13 protein-coding genes and 1 pseudogene are annotated in these 17,029 nt (G+C 60.6%); 8 read left to right on the forward strand and 6 right to left on the reverse strand.

What is annotated here, in order from left to right; genetic code table 11:
* Positions 1 to 207: 207 nt before the first annotated feature.
* Together V5F75_RS18820 and V5F75_RS18825 are read left to right on the forward strand one after the other, a co-directional pair.
* Positions 208 to 363 (forward strand): annotated as a pseudogene (locus V5F75_RS18820) (transposase); the annotation flags it as partial.
* Positions 364 to 389: 26 nt separating this feature from the next.
* Positions 390 to 977 carry an IS5 family transposase gene (locus V5F75_RS18825; protein ID WP_509212174.1) on the forward strand — a complete coding sequence of 196 codons (588 nt, stop codon included), beginning with the start codon at positions 390 to 392 and terminating at the stop codon, positions 975 to 977.
* On the opposite strand, the gene V5F75_RS18830 is transcribed toward V5F75_RS18825, so the two are convergent.
* Positions 955 to 2,352 carry a TnsB C-terminal domain-containing protein gene (locus V5F75_RS18830; RefSeq protein ID WP_509212112.1) on the reverse strand — a complete coding sequence of 466 codons (1,398 nt, stop codon included), beginning with the start codon at positions 2,350 to 2,352 and terminating at the stop codon, positions 955 to 957. The two genes, V5F75_RS18825 and V5F75_RS18830, sit on opposite strands and share 23 nt — an antisense overlap.
* 81 nt (positions 2,353 to 2,433) lie before the next feature.
* Between V5F75_RS18830 and V5F75_RS18835 the strand changes: the two genes are divergently transcribed.
* Positions 2,434 to 3,188, forward strand: a protein-coding gene (locus tag V5F75_RS18835; protein WP_509212173.1) for an IS5 family transposase whose coding sequence is annotated in 2 segments (ribosomal slippage) — positions 2,434 to 2,746 and positions 2,746 to 3,188 — 756 coding nt in all. Because the reading frame shifts where the segments join, the coding sequence is not laid out codon by codon here.
* On the opposite strand, the gene V5F75_RS18840 is transcribed toward V5F75_RS18835, so the two are convergent.
* Together V5F75_RS18840 and V5F75_RS18845 are read right to left on the reverse strand one after the other, a co-directional pair.
* On the reverse strand, positions 3,090 to 3,977 hold the full coding sequence (locus tag V5F75_RS18840; protein WP_509212113.1) for a hypothetical protein: 888 nt from the start codon (positions 3,975 to 3,977) through the stop codon (positions 3,090 to 3,092). The two genes, V5F75_RS18835 and V5F75_RS18840, sit on opposite strands and share 99 nt — an antisense overlap.
* Before the next feature lie 12 nt (positions 3,978 to 3,989).
* Positions 3,990 to 4,661, reverse strand: a complete 672-nt coding sequence (locus V5F75_RS18845; protein WP_394037949.1) for a hypothetical protein — start codon at positions 4,659 to 4,661, stop codon at positions 3,990 to 3,992.
* Positions 4,662 to 5,349: 688 nt separating this feature from the next.
* On the opposite strand from V5F75_RS18845, the gene V5F75_RS18850 reads away from it, so the two are divergent.
* Positions 5,350 to 5,778 (forward strand): hypothetical protein, encoded by a 429-nt coding sequence (locus V5F75_RS18850; protein WP_394037951.1) that lies wholly within the window; start codon positions 5,350 to 5,352, stop codon positions 5,776 to 5,778.
* On the opposite strand, the gene V5F75_RS18855 is transcribed toward V5F75_RS18850, so the two are convergent.
* From V5F75_RS18855 to V5F75_RS18865, 3 genes are all read right to left on the reverse strand, one after another.
* The gene (locus V5F75_RS18855; protein ID WP_394037953.1) at positions 5,764 to 6,129 is read right to left on the reverse strand and encodes a hypothetical protein; all 366 of its coding nucleotides are present in this window, start codon (positions 6,127 to 6,129) and stop codon (positions 5,764 to 5,766) included. The genes V5F75_RS18850 and V5F75_RS18855 overlap by 15 nt on opposite strands.
* 97 nt (positions 6,130 to 6,226) lie before the next feature.
* Positions 6,227 to 6,973 (reverse strand): metallophosphoesterase, encoded by a 747-nt coding sequence (locus tag V5F75_RS18860; protein WP_394037955.1) that lies wholly within the window; start codon positions 6,971 to 6,973, stop codon positions 6,227 to 6,229.
* 10 nt (positions 6,974 to 6,983) lie between these two features.
* Entirely contained in the window at positions 6,984 to 9,017 is a 2,034-nt protein-coding gene (locus tag V5F75_RS18865) for an AAA family ATPase (protein ID WP_394037957.1), read from the reverse strand.
* 786 nt (positions 9,018 to 9,803) lie between these two features.
* Between V5F75_RS18865 and V5F75_RS18870 the strand changes: the two genes are divergently transcribed.
* From V5F75_RS18870 to V5F75_RS18885, 4 genes are all read left to right on the forward strand, one after another.
* Entirely contained in the window at positions 9,804 to 10,124 is a 321-nt protein-coding gene (locus V5F75_RS18870) for a helix-turn-helix domain-containing protein (RefSeq protein ID WP_394091641.1), read from the forward strand.
* 209 nt (positions 10,125 to 10,333) lie between these two features.
* A complete protein-coding gene (locus V5F75_RS18875) occupies positions 10,334 to 12,322 on the forward strand; it encodes a type I restriction-modification system subunit M (protein WP_394037961.1) in 1,989 nt (662 codons plus the stop codon).
* Complete coding sequence (locus tag V5F75_RS18880; RefSeq protein WP_394037963.1) at positions 12,319 to 13,521, forward strand: restriction endonuclease subunit S; 1,203 nt, start codon at positions 12,319 to 12,321, stop codon at positions 13,519 to 13,521. Before V5F75_RS18875 ends, V5F75_RS18880 begins: the two co-directional genes overlap by 4 nt.
* A gap of 1 nt (position 13,522) precedes the next feature.
* On the forward strand, positions 13,523 to 16,693 hold the full coding sequence (locus tag V5F75_RS18885) for a type I restriction endonuclease subunit R (protein WP_394037965.1): 3,171 nt from the start codon (positions 13,523 to 13,525) through the stop codon (positions 16,691 to 16,693).
* Positions 16,694 to 17,029 lie beyond the last annotated feature (336 nt).

Genomic DNA, 17,029 nt, shown 5'->3' on the forward strand with positions numbered 1-17,029 from the left:
TTCAGGCCCAGGCGCGACATTGCCACCAGAGCGGCCTTCGTCGTCCCGGAGCGGCTCTGCCGGACGCTCGAAGTCCGTCAATGCGCCACTGCGGTCGCTAGGCGGTGTGGACGGATTTGGCGGGGTCGAAGCGGGGGGATTCCCTTCCGGCTGTTTCGGTGATTCATAGAGGGTCGGCTTTTGGCGAGGTCGACCATGCTGACGCGGATGACGGACGAGGATTGGGCGGTGGCGCTGGATGTGTTCCACGCCTGCCGCTCGCGGCGGGGCGACAAGGGGCGAGACGACCGCAAGTTCCTCGAAGCCATGCACTATTTCACCGTGCACAACATCTCCTGGCGGGCGCTGCCGGCGGAGTTCGGGTCCTGGAACAGCGTCTGGAAACGGTTCTGGCGGCTGCGCCAGGCCGGCGTGTTCGAGCTGTTCTTCGAAACGCTGGCTTCGCTCAGCCGCACCGCGCATCTGGTTCAGATGTTCGATTCCACCGTGGTGCGTGCCCACGTCTCCGCCGCCGGGGCAAAAGGGGGCAGCAAGGCCACGCCCTCGGGCGCTCACGCGGCGGCTTCTCCACTAAGATCCACCTCAAGAGTGACTTCGAGGGCCACCCGATCGCCTTCCACCTGACCGGCGGCGAGGCCGGCGACAGCCCGCTGTTCAAGCTGCTGCTGGATCTTGGTCCCGATGTGAAGCCCCGCGCGGCGCTCGCCGACAAGGGCTATGACGCCAAGGCCAACCGGGCGCTGGCCCGAGCGCGCGGCATCGCGCCCGCCATCCCGTTCAAATCCAACGCGAAGGATCGTCCCGCCTTCTTCCCGAAGGCGCTCTACAAGGGCCGGGCCCGCATCGAGCAGTGCTTCGGAAAGCTCAAGCGTTTCAAGCGCGTCGCCCTGCGCTGCGAGAAGACAGAGCGCGGCTTCGCCGCAATCGTCGCGCTCGCCTTCTCATTCATCCTCATCAAATCCGTCCACACCGCCTAGGCGCCACGATGTTGACGTCCCGGAACTCGCGCTCCTCGATCTCCAGCAAGCTCTCTCTCGTCATTGTCGACGGCCCGAGACCTGCCGCCCTCGCGCTCTCCAGTCCCAGCCGCCGGATGTCCCGAAGGGCCCCCAGGACCACCGCTTCGCTCAGCTTGCTCTGGTCAAGGTTGCGCCGGCGGATGCTCCGGTATGTCTCGATCCACGAGAGCGCATCCACGCCCGCCATCTCGTCGAGATCACATGCGACTTGGAACCACTCGGCGCCGTTGACATTTTCACGGACCAGAATTGACCCAAGGTTCTGGCGGTCAATCTTGATCCGCACATCTCCCTGGCCGATCTTGATCCGCAGCTTGCCGAGGCGGTTGTCCTCACTGCGGCGGTAGAACAGCCCCATGACACGAATGCCCCGGTTCTGAATGCGACGCGTCGTGGACACACCGAACACCGCACGCATCGTCTCCGCAGAAGGCGGGGGCAGAACGCCATAGGTGCTGACCAGCCTGTCCCAGGCATTTTTCGGCGTTTCTCCGCCAAGCCCCTCGTGCGGCGTGTTGTGGTAAACGTCGACGATCCAACGGATTAAAGCCCGGCTCAGCGTGTCGATAGTGACGTTGGCCTTGGCATCCGAGTCGTAGTCGCCCTTCGCTGCCACGTTACCGAACGTGCGCCCCTGAAAAAGGGGCATAAGCTGGTTGTCCGCAGTACGGAAAAAGCGCTCGATGCCAGGACGCGCATCGGGCTGGCGAGCAGGACCCGCCTCGTACTGTGCCCCGATCCCAATGAGGGCATCCTGGAACCGAGCACCGATGAATTCACTCCCGTTATCGACACCGACCTCGCCCGGCGTGATCGCCTGGGACCAAGTGCTGATGCAGTCGGCCTCATGCGCGATATTCGTCTTATCGCGGCAGATCATCTCGAGGGTCTCGATCGCCGTCTCCTCATCCGGATTGAGGCAGATCCGGATGCCAACAACGACCTTGCTGGCTTCGCACATGGCGGCACACACAGCGAACCTCAGCCGCTTGAGCTGATTGATCTCTTCTTCTGCCAGGCCCACCCAGAACTGTCCCGGTAACTTCAGGCTCTTAAGCTGGACACGCCAGCAATCGATTAGGATCTTTTCGCCAGCGGTGAGAGCCCCTTCCCTGCGACCGCCGATACGGAACTTCCGACGCGCAGCGTTCTCACCGTCCCGCGCGGCCACAACATGAAACTGGTTGAGCTTTTCGATCTCGCGCTCGAACGTCCGCTTTGAGGGAACGGGGAGCAGATCCAGATCCTTCCGCGCACGTTCATCGTTCTCGAGAGCGAACGTACGAAGATCGTCGACCGGGACGGTGCGCTTGTTGTTGCGCAGACGCTCCATATTAGGCTCAGAACCCAATCACCGGATTGATACGGTTGGAGTTTGGTGATTCATTCCATTGCGGGGGCGACTGAGGTGATGATGGCGTCGCTGTTCTGGTTGACTGACGAGGCATGGGCCTCGATCGAGCCGCATCTACCGCATAACCAGCCCGGAGCCAGGCGGGTGGACGATCGCCGGGTGATCTCGGGGATTTTCCACGTGCTGAAGAGTGGCTGTCGGTGGGTTGATTGCCCGGCTGCCTATGGTCCCGCCACAACGATCTACAATCGCTTCAACCGGTGGTCGCGCCGAGGGTTCTGGCTCAGGTTGCTTGACGCACTGGTGGAGGCTGGTGCGGTGACCAAAAGCACCGCGATCGATAGTACTTACGTGAAGGCGCAGCGATCAGCCTTCGGAGGAAAAGGGGGGCGCAAGCGCAAGCGATCGGTCGGTCGCGCGGCGGCCAGACCACCAAGGTCCACGCGCTCACCGATGTCATCGGCCGCCCCTACGCGCTGATCCTCACGCCGGGTAACGTCGCCGATGTGACCGCAGCGCCTGAACTGCTCGCCCGTGCCCGAGGCGCTCGCTACCTGCTGGCTGACAAAGGGTACGACGCCGATGCATTGCGCCGCTCGCTGCGTCAGGTCGGCACCGTGCCCGTCATTCCCGGCCGGGCGAGCCGAAAGCCCCGTATCCGCTACGACCACGAGCGCTATCGGGAACGCCACCTGATCGAGAACGCCTTTGGCCGACTAAAGGACTTCCGTCGCGTCGCTACCCGCTACGACAAGCTCGCCATCAACTTCCTGTCCGGCGTTGCCCTCGCCACTGCTCTGGCCTTCTGGCTCTGAACGAGTCTGGACCCTAGCGCTCTCAACAGCAAGGCTACCCACCATGAGCTTGTACAGGAGTGCCTTGCTCGGCTTACTCGCGCACATGTACGCGTTCACCCAGGGGCCCATGATGCCCCAGACTGAGCTGTCGTACCGGGAGCCAACCTGCCGGCGGCGTCCCTTGCGCAGGTCCTGGATTTCCAGCGGGTCCCAGTCCTTGGCTTTGAGGCGCCGGATGTACGACCTGATCGTGCTTGCGCTCGGCAAATGGAAAACAGCATGCCGCTTGCGAGCCAAGATTTTATGATCCGAGCTCGGCGCAGTTTTCTTGCTTCCACGCCTTGCAGGCCCGCCGGTCGAAAGCCTCTTGCCGGCGCCGCCACCGAACATGAGATCCGCGGCAATCGCGGGAAGGTTTTCGCGGAGGGACGCATCGGTGAGCCGGAGCTCCCTCGCGTTGTACTTGGCATCTACGCGACGGCAGAGCTCAAAATAGAAATCGACGGCTTCGCGGTCTTCGGGCGGCAGATCGCCCCTCCTCTGGCCAGCGTGCCGACGGTCACCACGCATGGGGGCGCTCGACCCGATGTGCGGATCCACCAGTCCACGCTTCACCAGATCATCGAACTCCTCGCTGCTGAGCGCCTCGCAGAGATGAGGAGGCTGGACACGGCGAATGTTAACCCCGTCACGATTGCGATCGATGAACTCGTAGAGTGTCTCCTCCGGATTCCTGATCGCAAAGATGTGGCCAGGGGGGAGCGTGTAGTTTTCAAAACTCCGGATCATCTTATGTAAAATGCTCATCGGAACCTCCGTTCAATATTTCGGCCGCACCAGGCAGTTCTGAGAAATGCGCTTGCCATCCCTGACAACGAGATGGCCCTTTCCAATCTGACGCACGATGGCGTTGAAGCCGGCAGCCCCGGCCGCGCTGGCTGCAACAAGGTGGGATAAGCGGGACCAGCCGCACTGGGTGCGGATGAGTTCGGCGATGGCGTCGTCTGCGGCGGTGTCAGGCAATGCCCGCGCACGAAGGATCGTCCTGGCGTCGAACACGTCGTCGGGATGGAGATGCCGCTCGGTGCGTACGACGTAGCGATCAGCAAAATCTGCGCCGACCTGCTTTGCGAGCAAATCGAGGATCTGTTCGATCTGACTGCTCTCGACCTTGGCGGCTGGCTTCAATGCCACAGCGATGCGCGTGCCGGAGACCATAGTCACCAACGCGTCAGGGACATGGGTCCGGAGATGACCGGCGGAATCCCGATACTCGAGGTAAGTCGGCTGCTCGACGACTTCAGCGACAGAGGAAGAGACCAGTGCAATAGAGAGAAAATCCCTCTCCAGCTTGCTCTCATACTGAAGGACGCGGCTCCGCAAGCCATCAACGATGTGGCCGCGATACGTCGACCGCATACGCGTGCTGATCTTCCGGCAGGCCCGACTTTCCTCAGGAGGTCGCCAAGGCTGTCCGATTTTGCTGTCCATGGCACGTGTCTCCTCATCCCGCAGCTCTTGGCTGCGGGCCGGCCATCCCGTGAATTCGGAGTGGGCGGATACGCGTCCTGCGGTCAGGCCGCGGGGCGTATCGAGCGATCGGTCAGGAGAGAAGCCGGGCGCGGGAGGCAGTGGATGCTGTAGATGTTGTTGAACATGACCACTCCTCTGGTTCGCGCATCGGGCGCAAGTTGAACCGGGCCGAAGTCAACGTCTGCCCAAGGCCGATCACTGGCGCTTGAGACAGGTCGCAACGCCCCACATGGCGAGCCAACGGACTATCCGTCGGCTCTTGTCGATAGGAAGGGGTTTTAATGTCCCCACCTCGGAACTCACTCCCTGGTCAGTGACCGGGAAGCAACCGGGCGGAGCTGGATCGGACCGCCCTCAGGCGGTGCGCACCGCCTGAACGAGCATCCGACCGCGGGCACTCCGCCGGTCGAGTATCGCTATGGTGTTCAGGGTGAGCATGGGGGCTCCGATGCGAGGGACGCGGTTGATATCCGGGAACGGTTTTCCGCGCAAGATCTCAATGCATACCAGAGAAATATTTTGTGCGACCGGACATTAACGGCGGCTGAGGGTGCGGTCGACACTTCGCGCGACCGACCTCTGACATGCGCCAAGCTTCGGGAAAGCCACCATTGATAAGCTCCACCGTCAAGTATTGGAGATAAAAATGTTTAGTATTGGAGTTTCTTTTCTCGGCGAAAAGGCTGATTACTGCGTATTTTTCGCCTGCTTTAATGGAGTGAAAATTGGAGGACCGCACCCTGGATACGACGGATTGCTCAGAGCGCTCGACGATATTAGGAGATATAAGATAAGATTTCAGCAGGAGAAAGGCGCAGCGAACGAGAGAGCGGAGATAGACCAAGCCCAGATAAATGCAATGAAAAAAAGATTACTAGATGCCATTTTTGAACAAATGTGGATTATAAGCACTTTGGCCGACAGAAATTCTGAGGTTGTATTGTTCGCGCATCAAAATAATGAAGGTATAGGATATATTTATAACAAGACCACTTATCGAATTTTATTTGGCGCAGAGCGAGACACCATAGATGAACTACTCATCGAGCAGAATGCATCATCAAGAGAACCTTGATCGCGTGCATTTGTGTAAAATTGCAGCGGAGATCTCTTCCCCGGAGATGGCTCGACTGCCCCTCTGCATATAGGCATGGATCGCTGCTTGCGCGAAGGGGTGGTCGAGATTAAGAGCACTTCCCCTTCCGTACTGCTTCTCGATTTCCTTTGCTTGCGCTGCCCGCGCATTGATTTCTGCCAGCGCGGCAATAATTTCATCGCTTCTCGACATCTGGAGAGAGGGGATGAATTGCTCCATCCAACAATCGAAAATTCGCGTTGATCCCGCGTCGAGAAGCCTCGTAAGCACTCGAATTCGCCCTCGCTCCATCGCTCTAATGTCCATCTTTTCGATGTTACCAATCTCCATGTAGAATCTCCTCTTCAAAACACACAACCGATATGACCATGGTGATGCAGAGGTGTGCCGGCGCAACGCTGCTTCGTAGGCATTTCCCGTCGATTTTTCACTGCAAGCGAATTACAAACTCCGGATCGAACCCGCTCACTTCCGATGGATATCCCCGCGGATTGCAGACGACACGTGTCGCCGCGAGCTGATAGTCGCACTTCTGGTGCACGTGCCCGTGAACCCAGAGCGCGGGCTGATGCCGAAGGATGAGATCGCTAAGATCCGACGCGAACGCCGGGTTCAATGGATCTCCGGCAAAGCGCGAACCGATGGAGCGCAGCGTCGGCGCATGGTGGGTGATGACAACGGTCGAACCATCAAAGGGCTCAGCAAGCATCGCATCGAGCCAGGCCCTTGCCCGCCGGTGAGCCGCCTCCGCATCTTCAGGACGAAAGGACCCGTAAGCCGTAACGATCTCCCGGTGGTCTGCCATGCCCATGGCGGCCGCCTTCACGGAGCCCGAGTAGTCGCCGTCCAACCGGTAGTCGGTCCAGAGCGTGGCTCCGAGAAACCGGACCCCTTCGATGATGGCCATATCCTCCTCGAGGAGGACGATCCCGGCCTCCGCTGCAAGCTGGCGGGCAAGGTCCCTCTCGTCCGCAATTCGGGTGCCATAGAAGTCAGCATTGCCGGTGACCAGAACGATAGGCACTTTGATGGTCTCGCTTAACCATCGGATACCGGCCGATAGCGGTGTGGAGATGTCTCCAGCGACCACCAGCACGTTCGGCTTCGTCTCCGGTGCCAGAAGCTCGAGGGGATGAGCATCGAGGTGTAGGTCGCTCATGATCCAGAGGTTCATCGCCACCCCCTCACGCCGCTTCACAATCGGAGGCAGAGCTGGTGGCGGCGCTGCCGATGAGTTCGACGAGCTCGGAATGAGAGAGATGAAGTTTTGTCTTCAGGCCCTCCGCCACGCGGATCGCGCTCTCTCTGTGGGCGATGACGAGTTCGCGGGTTTCTTCGTAGAGTCTCGCGAGGGTCGTCTCGACGGCCACGGCGATGTGGGGTTGGACGAGATGACGCCAGGTGTCGCTCGCGTCGCCCCAGAACGTCAGCGATGAGTGCTCTCCAAGACCCATCGCTCCCTCGAGCGCGGCGATGATCCGTGTCGCCTGCGCGAGGTCCGAGCCCTGTACACCACCGGAGCCGCCGCTGACGTCGCCAATGATCACCTCTTCGGCGGCACGTCCAGCGAGGGCGTGACGCACGATGTTCAGCGCAGTGGCGCGCGTATCGATGATATCCGCCGGCCGTTCAAATCGAGTGGCCCCGAGTTTGCCGTTGCCCACGCTGACGGTGATGTTTGGAGCGATGTTCAGAACGATAGCCACGACAGCATGTCCGGCCTCGTGGACCACGATCCGCCACATAGTGTCTGGTGACATCGACTGAGCATTACCCCGCACCTCATTGACGAGGTCGTACAGGGCAAGCGGGCGCCTTTCCCTCCGCGCCGACCTCCGGGCCTGCCTGACCAGTTGTTCGACTTCGGCGCCGGTCCGGCCGTCCGAGATCGCTGCGAGTGGCCCCAGATCCAGACCGGGCAGGTCTGCGCCGAGGTAGTGCCGGTAAAGGACTTCAAGCGTTTCCGCGTCGGGGAGCGGAATCCTGATTGACCGGTCAAGCCTGCCAGGACGACGGAGAGCAGGATCAACGCGCCCCGGATCATTGCATGCGCCCACGACCACGACGCCCTGCCGACGGTCCGCCCCATCCAACGATTCCAACACGCAATTTACGATTTGGGTCCAATATTCTCTGTGTCTGTCGCCGATCTGATTACGATCACCCACGCCATCGATCTCGTCAATAAACAGTATACTGGGCGCCGCCTTGGCTGCCTCAGCAAAATCCTCTCGTATCTTCTTGAGCGTTGCGCCAAGATGATCACGAGCATTCCATTGAGCGACCGATGTCGTGATCAGGGGGACGTCGCAGGTAGCTGCAAGAGTTCGCGCAAACGTGGTCTTGCCGACACCGGGCGCACCATAAAGAAGCGCGCCGCGATCCACCTCACTCCAGGATAGATGCCCCGCCTTGAATGCCGCCAGATCATCAGCAAGCTGAAGGCCCCAGTCCGTCGCGGCGCCGAATGCGCGCAACTCGCGCAGTGTCGAGGGCTTGGCTTCGTCTTGGGCCGACGGCATCACGGCTTCGGTCAGAGGGACTGGAGCGAAAGCCGCCAAGCGCCCGTTACACTCGGCGGCGGTGAGGCCGTAGGCGAACGCGACATCGATCTGCGCCGGCGTCAGCGCCTCGAATGGATGCCCGATTGTGATATGACAGGCCTCGCCCGTTACGACGCGGCCGAGCCACCGTAGTGTCGATACGTCGATCTTGGGCAATGTCACGCTATCCGTAACAACCGCGAGCAGTTCCGCCGGCATGGTCCCCTCGCTCTCATACCAGAGGTGGAGCACCGAAGCGCCCCCCGCGAGACGCTCCCTGGCCTCCTCCTTCCGCATGCCACCGACGCCGCGTTCATGCTCCTTGAGCGTACAGACCCTCCGTGCCGAGTCCGCAGCCTCGCGTTCCTTTTCACGACGAGGAAATCTTTTCTGCGCGACGTATGGCGCGACTTTGAGAAGTACTTCCGCCGCTTGCTCCGATGGCACCTTCACAGAGATGACCGAGGGAGCGGCGCCAATGGCATGCGCGACGTCAGGCTGTCGGTCCAGCATGCGGGCGAATAGCAGGCCGAAGAGCAGTTGTGACGGGAGGGGCCGTACACGCACGGCCTCGTAGCCGAAACCATCCCGCTCCCCATATGGCATGCGACGCCAGCTCTCGGCGGCGCGGGCGGCGCGGGTGCGTACGGATTTCTCGTAGGATCCCATCGCCATAGCTCAGCCTCCCACCACCGAACGGCCCCGATCACGGCGAACCGGCAGCGAGATGACGCTGTCACCGGAGAGCGGCCGATGCATCTCAATACGCAGCCATCCGGCCGCAACGAGTGCCAGCACCGCGCCGACCGGATCTTCATGCTGGCGAACCTGAGCGGCGCACTCCTCAAGGCATGAGCTTCCACCTAATTCCAACAGGTGACGCTCGATCCGGAGCCAGTCTGTCCCAGACGGCATCTGATCAACGCAAGCGACCGCCGTCGACATGACCTCGAGCCGGGGCTCCCGCAGAAGCCAGGCCTCCCTCACCACCAGCACATTTCTCGTGCCCCAGTTCGCGGCCAGCCTTCGCCGTAGGCTCGCGGGTGCAGCCCCCTCCCCGGGAACCGCCACGACGATGAGAATTCGATCGGTCAGCCTCGCGAGACGCACAATCGTGCCTCGAGGAGCCATGGCTGAACGCAGTCTCTCCTTGGCTCGATGATCGGGTCGGAAATGAATGACCCGCGGCGCCATGATGAGGTGCGTGTCCAGCGCATCGGCCAGCCAATCCCTTGGACACCGATGCCTCGGACCGGAGGGAATCCTGGATCTATTTTCAACGGTTGCGAACATGGCATAGCTCCGCAATCGCCGGAGAAGGACTCCGAACGTGGAAATGGATTCGCGCCCAGGGCTCTGGGTGACGAATTGGCGTGGTAGGGTTTAGAAACGGGTGGATTCGCGCTTCGGCGGAAGGGGCCTGCCGTGCGAAATCTCAGTTGCCACTACGAGACGAAGGCGATGCCGACCGACGATCAGACGCCTTCCCGTTCACAGTCCGAGACTGCAAAAGTTGCGTATTTTATGCAACCTTTAAGCCTCGACATGGTTAACGGGCGCCTGATTAAGGCGGCGCGCAACCTGCTCGGCTGGGATCAGCGTGAGCTGGCAGAGAAGGCCGGAGTCGCTGTCAGATCCATTTCTGCTTTCGAGGACGGCTCTCGACAACCCATAAGGCGTGTTCGCGAGGCAGTAGGATGCGCATTGGGAGACGCCGGAATAGTCTTTGTTCAAGAAGGAGCGACTATCGGCGTTGTGCTCAGGAGAGATTCTGAACAGTAACGCCCACATTTCCCGATGGGATGTGAGCCGCATATACAGAATTACGTCGATCTACACCGTCTGCGTAGTCACCGACACCCGTCGACAACATCCCGAAGGCCGAGGCCAAGGAACGCGATGACATGATCCTCGCCAAGCCCGCTGGCGCGTCGAGACGGCGCGCCTCAAACTCTCACGGCTGATTGCTCCTGCCGAGGCGGAAAACGCTCTTGGCATCGGGCCGCAGTTTGGCACAGATTGCGCAGCGCGTGCAGCTAGGCTGCAACGCAGGGTGTTTGATTCAGCTTCACCTCCGACACTTGAATGTGGCGGCGGTGAAGATGGGGGTTTCGGGTATGTCGCGGTTGACGCTCAGGGATAAATTGCTGGCAACTCTCATTGATTTGGGTGGGTCTGCGGGAAACGGGCGGCTTCGTGATACCTTGGGGTGGGCGGAAACGACCTACGTCCGTGTGAAGGAAGAGCTTGTTGAAGAGGGCCTCCTGAAGATCGGGCGCGGTCGCGGCGGCTCGGTTTCCATAGCGGACACGGACGGATCCTCTGAGGACGACGAGGCCGTGGAACACGAGGCGCCCCCTCGGCCATCTGCGCCGCCGCGTTCTCGTGTCGCGCCGCAGCCCGCCGCAACCAGAAGCAACACCGCAGACATCGACCTGCAAGACCTCTCCCGGCGCCTGTTCCAGACGGCGAACCAGCTCTGGACCAATACCGAGCTGCGGCCGGATCAATATGCGCAGCCGGTTCTGGCGCTCATCGCCTTGCGCCAGATGGAAGCGCGGTTCGATCTGGTGGACGCGGGGCTGCCGCGCGGGGGGCGGCTGGGCAACCCCGTGCCCGCCGATTATCACGCCAAGGGCGCCATCTTCCTGCCGCCCCACGCGCGCTTCTCCCATCTGCTCGGACTGCCGGAGACGGAGAACCTGGCCGATGCGCTGAACGAGGCCATGAAGACGATTGCCGAGCACAATCCCGATCTCGCCGGTGTGCTGCCGCAGGGTTACGGCTCGCTGCCCAATTCGGTGCTGCGTGAGCTGCTGCGGCTGTTGCAGCCGCTTCAGATCACCGGCGACGCTTACGGGTTGATCTTCGAATATTTCATGGGCGAGTTCGCCAGCGCCTTCATGCAGAAGGGCGGGGAATATTTCACGCCATCCTCCATCGTGAAGCTGATCGTGGAAGTGATCGAGCCATACCACGGCAAGATTTTCGATCCCGCCTGCGGCTCCGGCGGCATGTTCGTTCATTCCGCCGAGTTCGTCCGCCGACATAATGAAAATCCCGCTCGCGCCATCAGCATTTACGGCGTGGAGAAGATGGCGGACACGCAAAAGCTCTGCCGTCTCAATCTCGCGGTCCACGGCCTCAGCGGCGATGTGCGGGTGGCGTCGTCCTATTATGAAGACCCGCACCATATGGTCGGCGCCTTCGATTTCGTGATGGCCAATCCGCCCTTCAACCAGAAGGAGGTCGATCAGGCCCGGCTGGTGAATGAGGCGGGCGCGGTGGACGCGCGTTTCAGCCTCGGCATCCCCACGGTCAACAACGCAAATTACCTCTGGATCGGCCTGTTCGCCGCCGCGCTGAACGAGAAGGGCCGCGCCGGTTTCGTGATGGCCAATTCCGCCAGCGATGCGGGCGGTTCCGAGCGGGAGATGCGGCACAAGCTGATCGAGGGCGGCGCGGTCGATGTCATTGTTGCAACGTCGCCCAATATGTTTTTCACCGTCACTTTGCCGGTGACGCTGTGGTTCCTCGACAAGGGGAAGAAGGGCTCCAATCGCGCCGACGAGGTGCTGTTCATCGACGCCCGCCATATCTTCCACCAGGTGACGCGGGCGCACCGCGATTTCACGCCTGAACAGATCGAACTGCTGGGCAATATCGTGCGGCTATGGCGTGGCGAGGAGGAGGAACTGGAGGCCGGTTCTGGCCCGGAAATGACCCGGCTGTTCGGGGATGAGGGTGACTATCGGGATATTCCCGGCCTCTGCAAAGTCGCCACCCGCGCCGAGATCGCCGCGCAGGATTGGAGCCTGAATCCCGGCCGCTATGTCGGCGTCGCACCGGGCGAGCAGGTGGAAGACGAGGATTTCCGCGAGCGGCTGGAGGCCTTGCAGGAGGAACTGGAAGGGCTGAACGCCGAGGCGGCGCGCTTGCAGGATGTGATCGCGGCGAATGTGGCTGAGGTGTTAATATGAAGTCACAACCGGATTGGCGAACCGAAAAACTAGGGGATATCGCCCGCTTCAAGACAGGTAAGCTTGATTCAAATGCTGCTGTGTTGGATGGAAAATACCCATTTTTTACGTGTTCGCAAGAAACACTCAGAACCAATACATTTAGTTTTGATACGGAATGTGTATTGTTGGCTGGAAATAATGCGGCAGGCATATTTCCTCTAAAATATTTCGATGGAAAATTCGATGCGTATCAAAGGACGTACATTATCACGCCGCTAAAAAAAGATATTCTGCATATTAGGTTCCTATATTATTCATTGAGACTAAAACTTTCTGAATTCCGATCTATTTCTACAGGGGCGGCAACAAAATTTCTTACGCTCGGCATTCTGAACGAAGCACAGATTCGAATTCCCTCATTGAAAATTCAGCGCCGCATCGCCTCAATCCTTGGGGCGTATGACGACCTGATCGAGGTCAACCGGCGGCGGATCGCGGTGCTTGAGGAGATGGCGCGCGGGCTGTTCGAGGAATGGTTCGTCCGCTTCCGTTTCCCTGGCCATGAAGTGTTGCCCATTGAGGATACACCTGATGGCTCCCTGCCGACGGGTTGGAGTTGGGGAACTGCTAGCGATCTGCTTCTGTTCGATCCTCGAACCCGCGTTCCGCGTGAAGGCGAGAAACCCTTTATCCCGATGGGGCACCTCGACACCTCAACCTCTCTAATCGCGGAACCGGAAACGCGCGACGGTAATTCCGGATCCAAGTTTCAGAACGGCGATACCTTGTTCGCTCGGATCACGCCCTGCCTTGAGAATGGGAAGACCGGCCTTGTGCGCAATCTTCCCGGCCCCGATGGCGTGGGTTTTGGTTCAACCGAATTTATCGTCATGCGCGGTGGAAGAGCAGGTCCTGCTTTCACCTATTGCCTATCGCGCCTGCCTGCCTTTCGCGATCACGCGCGAATGTCGATGTCAGGTGCGAGCGGGCGGCAGCGCGCCCGCACCGATAGCGTCGCGGATTTCGTTATCGCCATTCCGCCAATGAATAACCTGTTCGATCTGTTCGAGAAGGCCGCATGGCCGATGCTGGAACTCGTCGGCCAAATCGGATCGTCTAACGAACGCCTCGCCGCCTCCCGCGACCTCCTTCTCCCCCGCCTAATATCTGGCCAGCTTTCGGTCGCCCAGGCCGAACGCGAACTGGAGGCCGCCTGACATGGTCTCCACGTCGCTCTCCGGCCAATATTCGGAAGACAGCGCAGTGGAGCAGCCGGCCCTTGAGCTGTTGCGAGAGCTCGGCTGGCAGCATCTGAATCTGCGGGAAGAGGTAGCGGGGCCGGAAAATCCCACGGGCCGCACCAACTTCCAGCAGGCCTTTCTCCCGGCCCGGCTGAAGGCCGCGCTCGCGCGGCTCAATCCCGGCCTGCCGCCGGAAGCCCTCGCGCTGGCCGAGGCGGCGCTGGTGGAGGATCGCTCGGCCCTCTCCCCCATCGCAGCCAATCGCGCGTTCCACCATCTGCTGCGTGAAGGCGTGCGGGTGGAGGTGAAGAACCCCGACAACGGCAAGACCAGAACGCTCACCGTTCGCGTGATCGACTGGAAGGATGTGGGGGCGAACGACTTTCTGGTCGCCAGCCAGATGTGGATTCAGGGCCTGCTGCACAGAAGGCGCCCCGATACGGTCGGCTTCATCAATGGCCTGCCACTGCTGCTGGCCGAGTGGAAGGCGCTCTCCAAGCCCGTTTTCAATGCGTATGATGATAATCTGCGGGATTACCGCGACACCATCCCGCAACTGTTTCCGTTCAACGGCTTCGTGATCCTCTCCAACGGCCATGACTCGCTCATGGGCGGGTCGCATACGGAGTTCGACTTCTTCGCTCCTTGGAAAAGGCTGGAGGAGGACGGGCCGGAAGACCCGAGCCTCGCCACCATGCTGCGCGCCACCTGCGCCCCCGCGCGTTTCCTCGACCTGATCGAGAACTTCACGCTGTTCGACGAGGCCAAAGGCGGCTTGCGGAAAATCGTCGGCAAGTATCATCAGGTTCTGGGCGTGAACCGCGCCATATCGGCGGTGGAGCATGTCACCGCCAACAAGGGCCGCCTCGGCGTGTTCTGGCACACCCAGGGCTCCGGCAAAAGCCTTTCCATGGTGATGTTCGCGGAGAAAGTGCTGCGCCGCCTCGGCGGCAACTACACCTTCGTGATCGTCACCGACCGGACTGAGCTGGATGACCAGATCGCCGGGCAATTCGCCAGCGCCGGCGCGCTCACCAAGCAGATCGATCAGGCCCAGGCGGGGAGCCGCGCTCATCTCAAGGAATTGCTGGCGGGAAACGAGCGTTACGTCTTCACGCTGATCCAGAAATTTTCGACCGCCGACCGGGAGGCAATGCCGGTGCTTTCGGACCGCTCGGACATCATCGTCATCACGGACGAGGCGCACCGCAGCCAGTATGACCAGTTGGCGGCCAACATGCGGGCCGCACTGCCCAACGCCGCCTTCATCGGCTTCACCGGCACGCCGCTGATCCAGGGCGAGGAAAGCCGGACCCGCGAAGTGTTCGGCGACTATGTCTCGGTCTATGATTTCGCCCAGTCGGTCCGCGATGGCGCGACGGTACCGCTCTATTATGAATCGCGCAAAGCCGAACTCCAGCTCAATGCCGATGAATTAAAGGCGGAGCTGGACGAACTGCTCGACGAAGTAGAACTGACCGAGGAGCAGGAAAAGAAGCTCCAGCGCGAATTCGCCCGGCAATATACGCTCATCACCAACCCGGACCGGCTCGACAAGGTGGCCGAAGACCTTGCGCACCACTTTGCCATGCGCGGCTATCGCGGGAAGGCCATGTTCGTCGCCATCGACAAGGCGACGGCCGTCTCCATGCATGACCGGGTGAAGCGGGCCGTCGGACTTTTGATCATGGCGGACGAGGCTGCGCTCAGGACGGCGCATGAGGCGGAAGGCGCAGCCATTGCAGAGCGGCTGCAATGGCTACGCGAGCTGGATATGGCGGTCGTGGTCAGCCAGGGCCAGAACGAGGTGGACGACCTTCGCAAGAAGGGCCTCGACATCCTGCCCCATCGGGAGCGGATGCAGAAAGAGGACCTGGAGGCGAAGTTCAAGGACAAGAACGACCCGCTCCGCCTCGTCTTCGTTTGCGCCATGTGGATCACCGGCTTCGACGTTCCCAGCATCGGGACCGTCTATCTCGATAAGCCGATGAAGAACCACACGCTGATGCAAACCATCGCGCGGGCCAATCGCAATGCACCGGGCAAGACCAGCGGCGTGATCGTCGACTACGTGGGCGTGTTCAACAACCTGCAAAAGGCGCTGGCGATCTACGCTGGCAGCACCGGCGGCGGGGCGGACGAAACGCCGATCAAGGACAAGGCCGCGCTCGTCGAGGCTCTGGAGGACGTGCTGGATCAGGCTGGCGCATTCGTGCAGCCGCTCGGTGTGGATATTCCCGCCATCATGGCGGCGGATGCGCTCTCTCGGCTGGGGTTGATTGCCAGGGCGGTGGAGATCCTGGTCGCGCCCGACGAGCGGCGGCGAGAGTTCCTCCAGCTCGCCGGCGCCGTGACGAAAGCCTACAAGGCGCTGCTGCCTGACGAGCGGGCCGCGCCTTACCTGAAGAGGGTCGCCGCGTTCCACATGCTCGCCGACGCGGTGAGGGCAAAGCTGGGGCCGGCGGACCTCTCGGCCATTCGGACCAAGATCGCCGAACTGCTCGATGACAAGCTGGAAGGCGTGGCGATCTTGACGCCCATTGTCGAGGGCGAGGGTGCGAACGGGCGCGTCGATCTGTCCGGCATAGACTTCGGGAAACTGGCCACGCTGTTCGAGAGCAGCCCCAAGGTCGCCGCCGAACAATTGCGCGCCGAGGCCGAGGGGAAGACCCGGCAGATGGCCGAAGCGAACCCCACGCGCATCGATCTGGTCGAGAAGCTGGAAAAGCTGGTTGCCGAATACAACGCCGGGTCCATCGATACCGAACGGTTCTTTGAAGCGCTCAAGGGGTTTGTTGCCGACCTCGACGAGGAGGAACAGCGAGCCGCGCGAGAGGGCCTGAATGAGGAAGAGCTGGCGATCTTCGACCTGCTCACCACCCCCGAACCGAAGCTGACCCCTGCGCAGGAGGCCGAGGTGAAGCGGGTTGCCCGGGAACTGCTGACGAAGCTGGATGGGCTGGTGAAGACGATAGACTGGGTGCGCGGGCAGGAAACACGAGGCGCCGTGTTCAGCGAAATCCGCGTGCGCCTGAATGACCTTCCCGAAGAACCCTATCCGCAGGCCCTATGGGACGCGAAGGTGGCGCAGGTCTGGGATTTTGTGCTCCGGCGGTATGCTGAGGGTGGCGGCGCACGGGCGCATTGAAAATTCAGCAGCTGCGTCACCGCGGCGGGGGGTGATATTGGTCCCAGGATATACCAAAACTTCTCCGCCTCGAAGGCGATCGCGACGGCAACCGACCACAATACCCCCCACAAAGTGCAAAGATACATAGGCAAATCATGTTTGCAAATTTAATTAAAAAATTGTTTTTATTTAGTCGACACAATCAAAATAAGCGCTCATCACCGAACCCCAGCGAAAATTTTGGAAACCACTTATTATATGGACTCGAAATTTTTAGGACAATAAAAATATATCTCCAAACGATCAGCGCCTTCTTGCCCATATATACTTATTTGATATCGTGAAAAGCTTTAT

The sequence above is a fragment of the Xanthobacter albus genome (genome assembly GCF_043194895.2).
Lineage (GTDB): Bacteria > Pseudomonadota > Alphaproteobacteria > Rhizobiales > Xanthobacteraceae > Xanthobacter.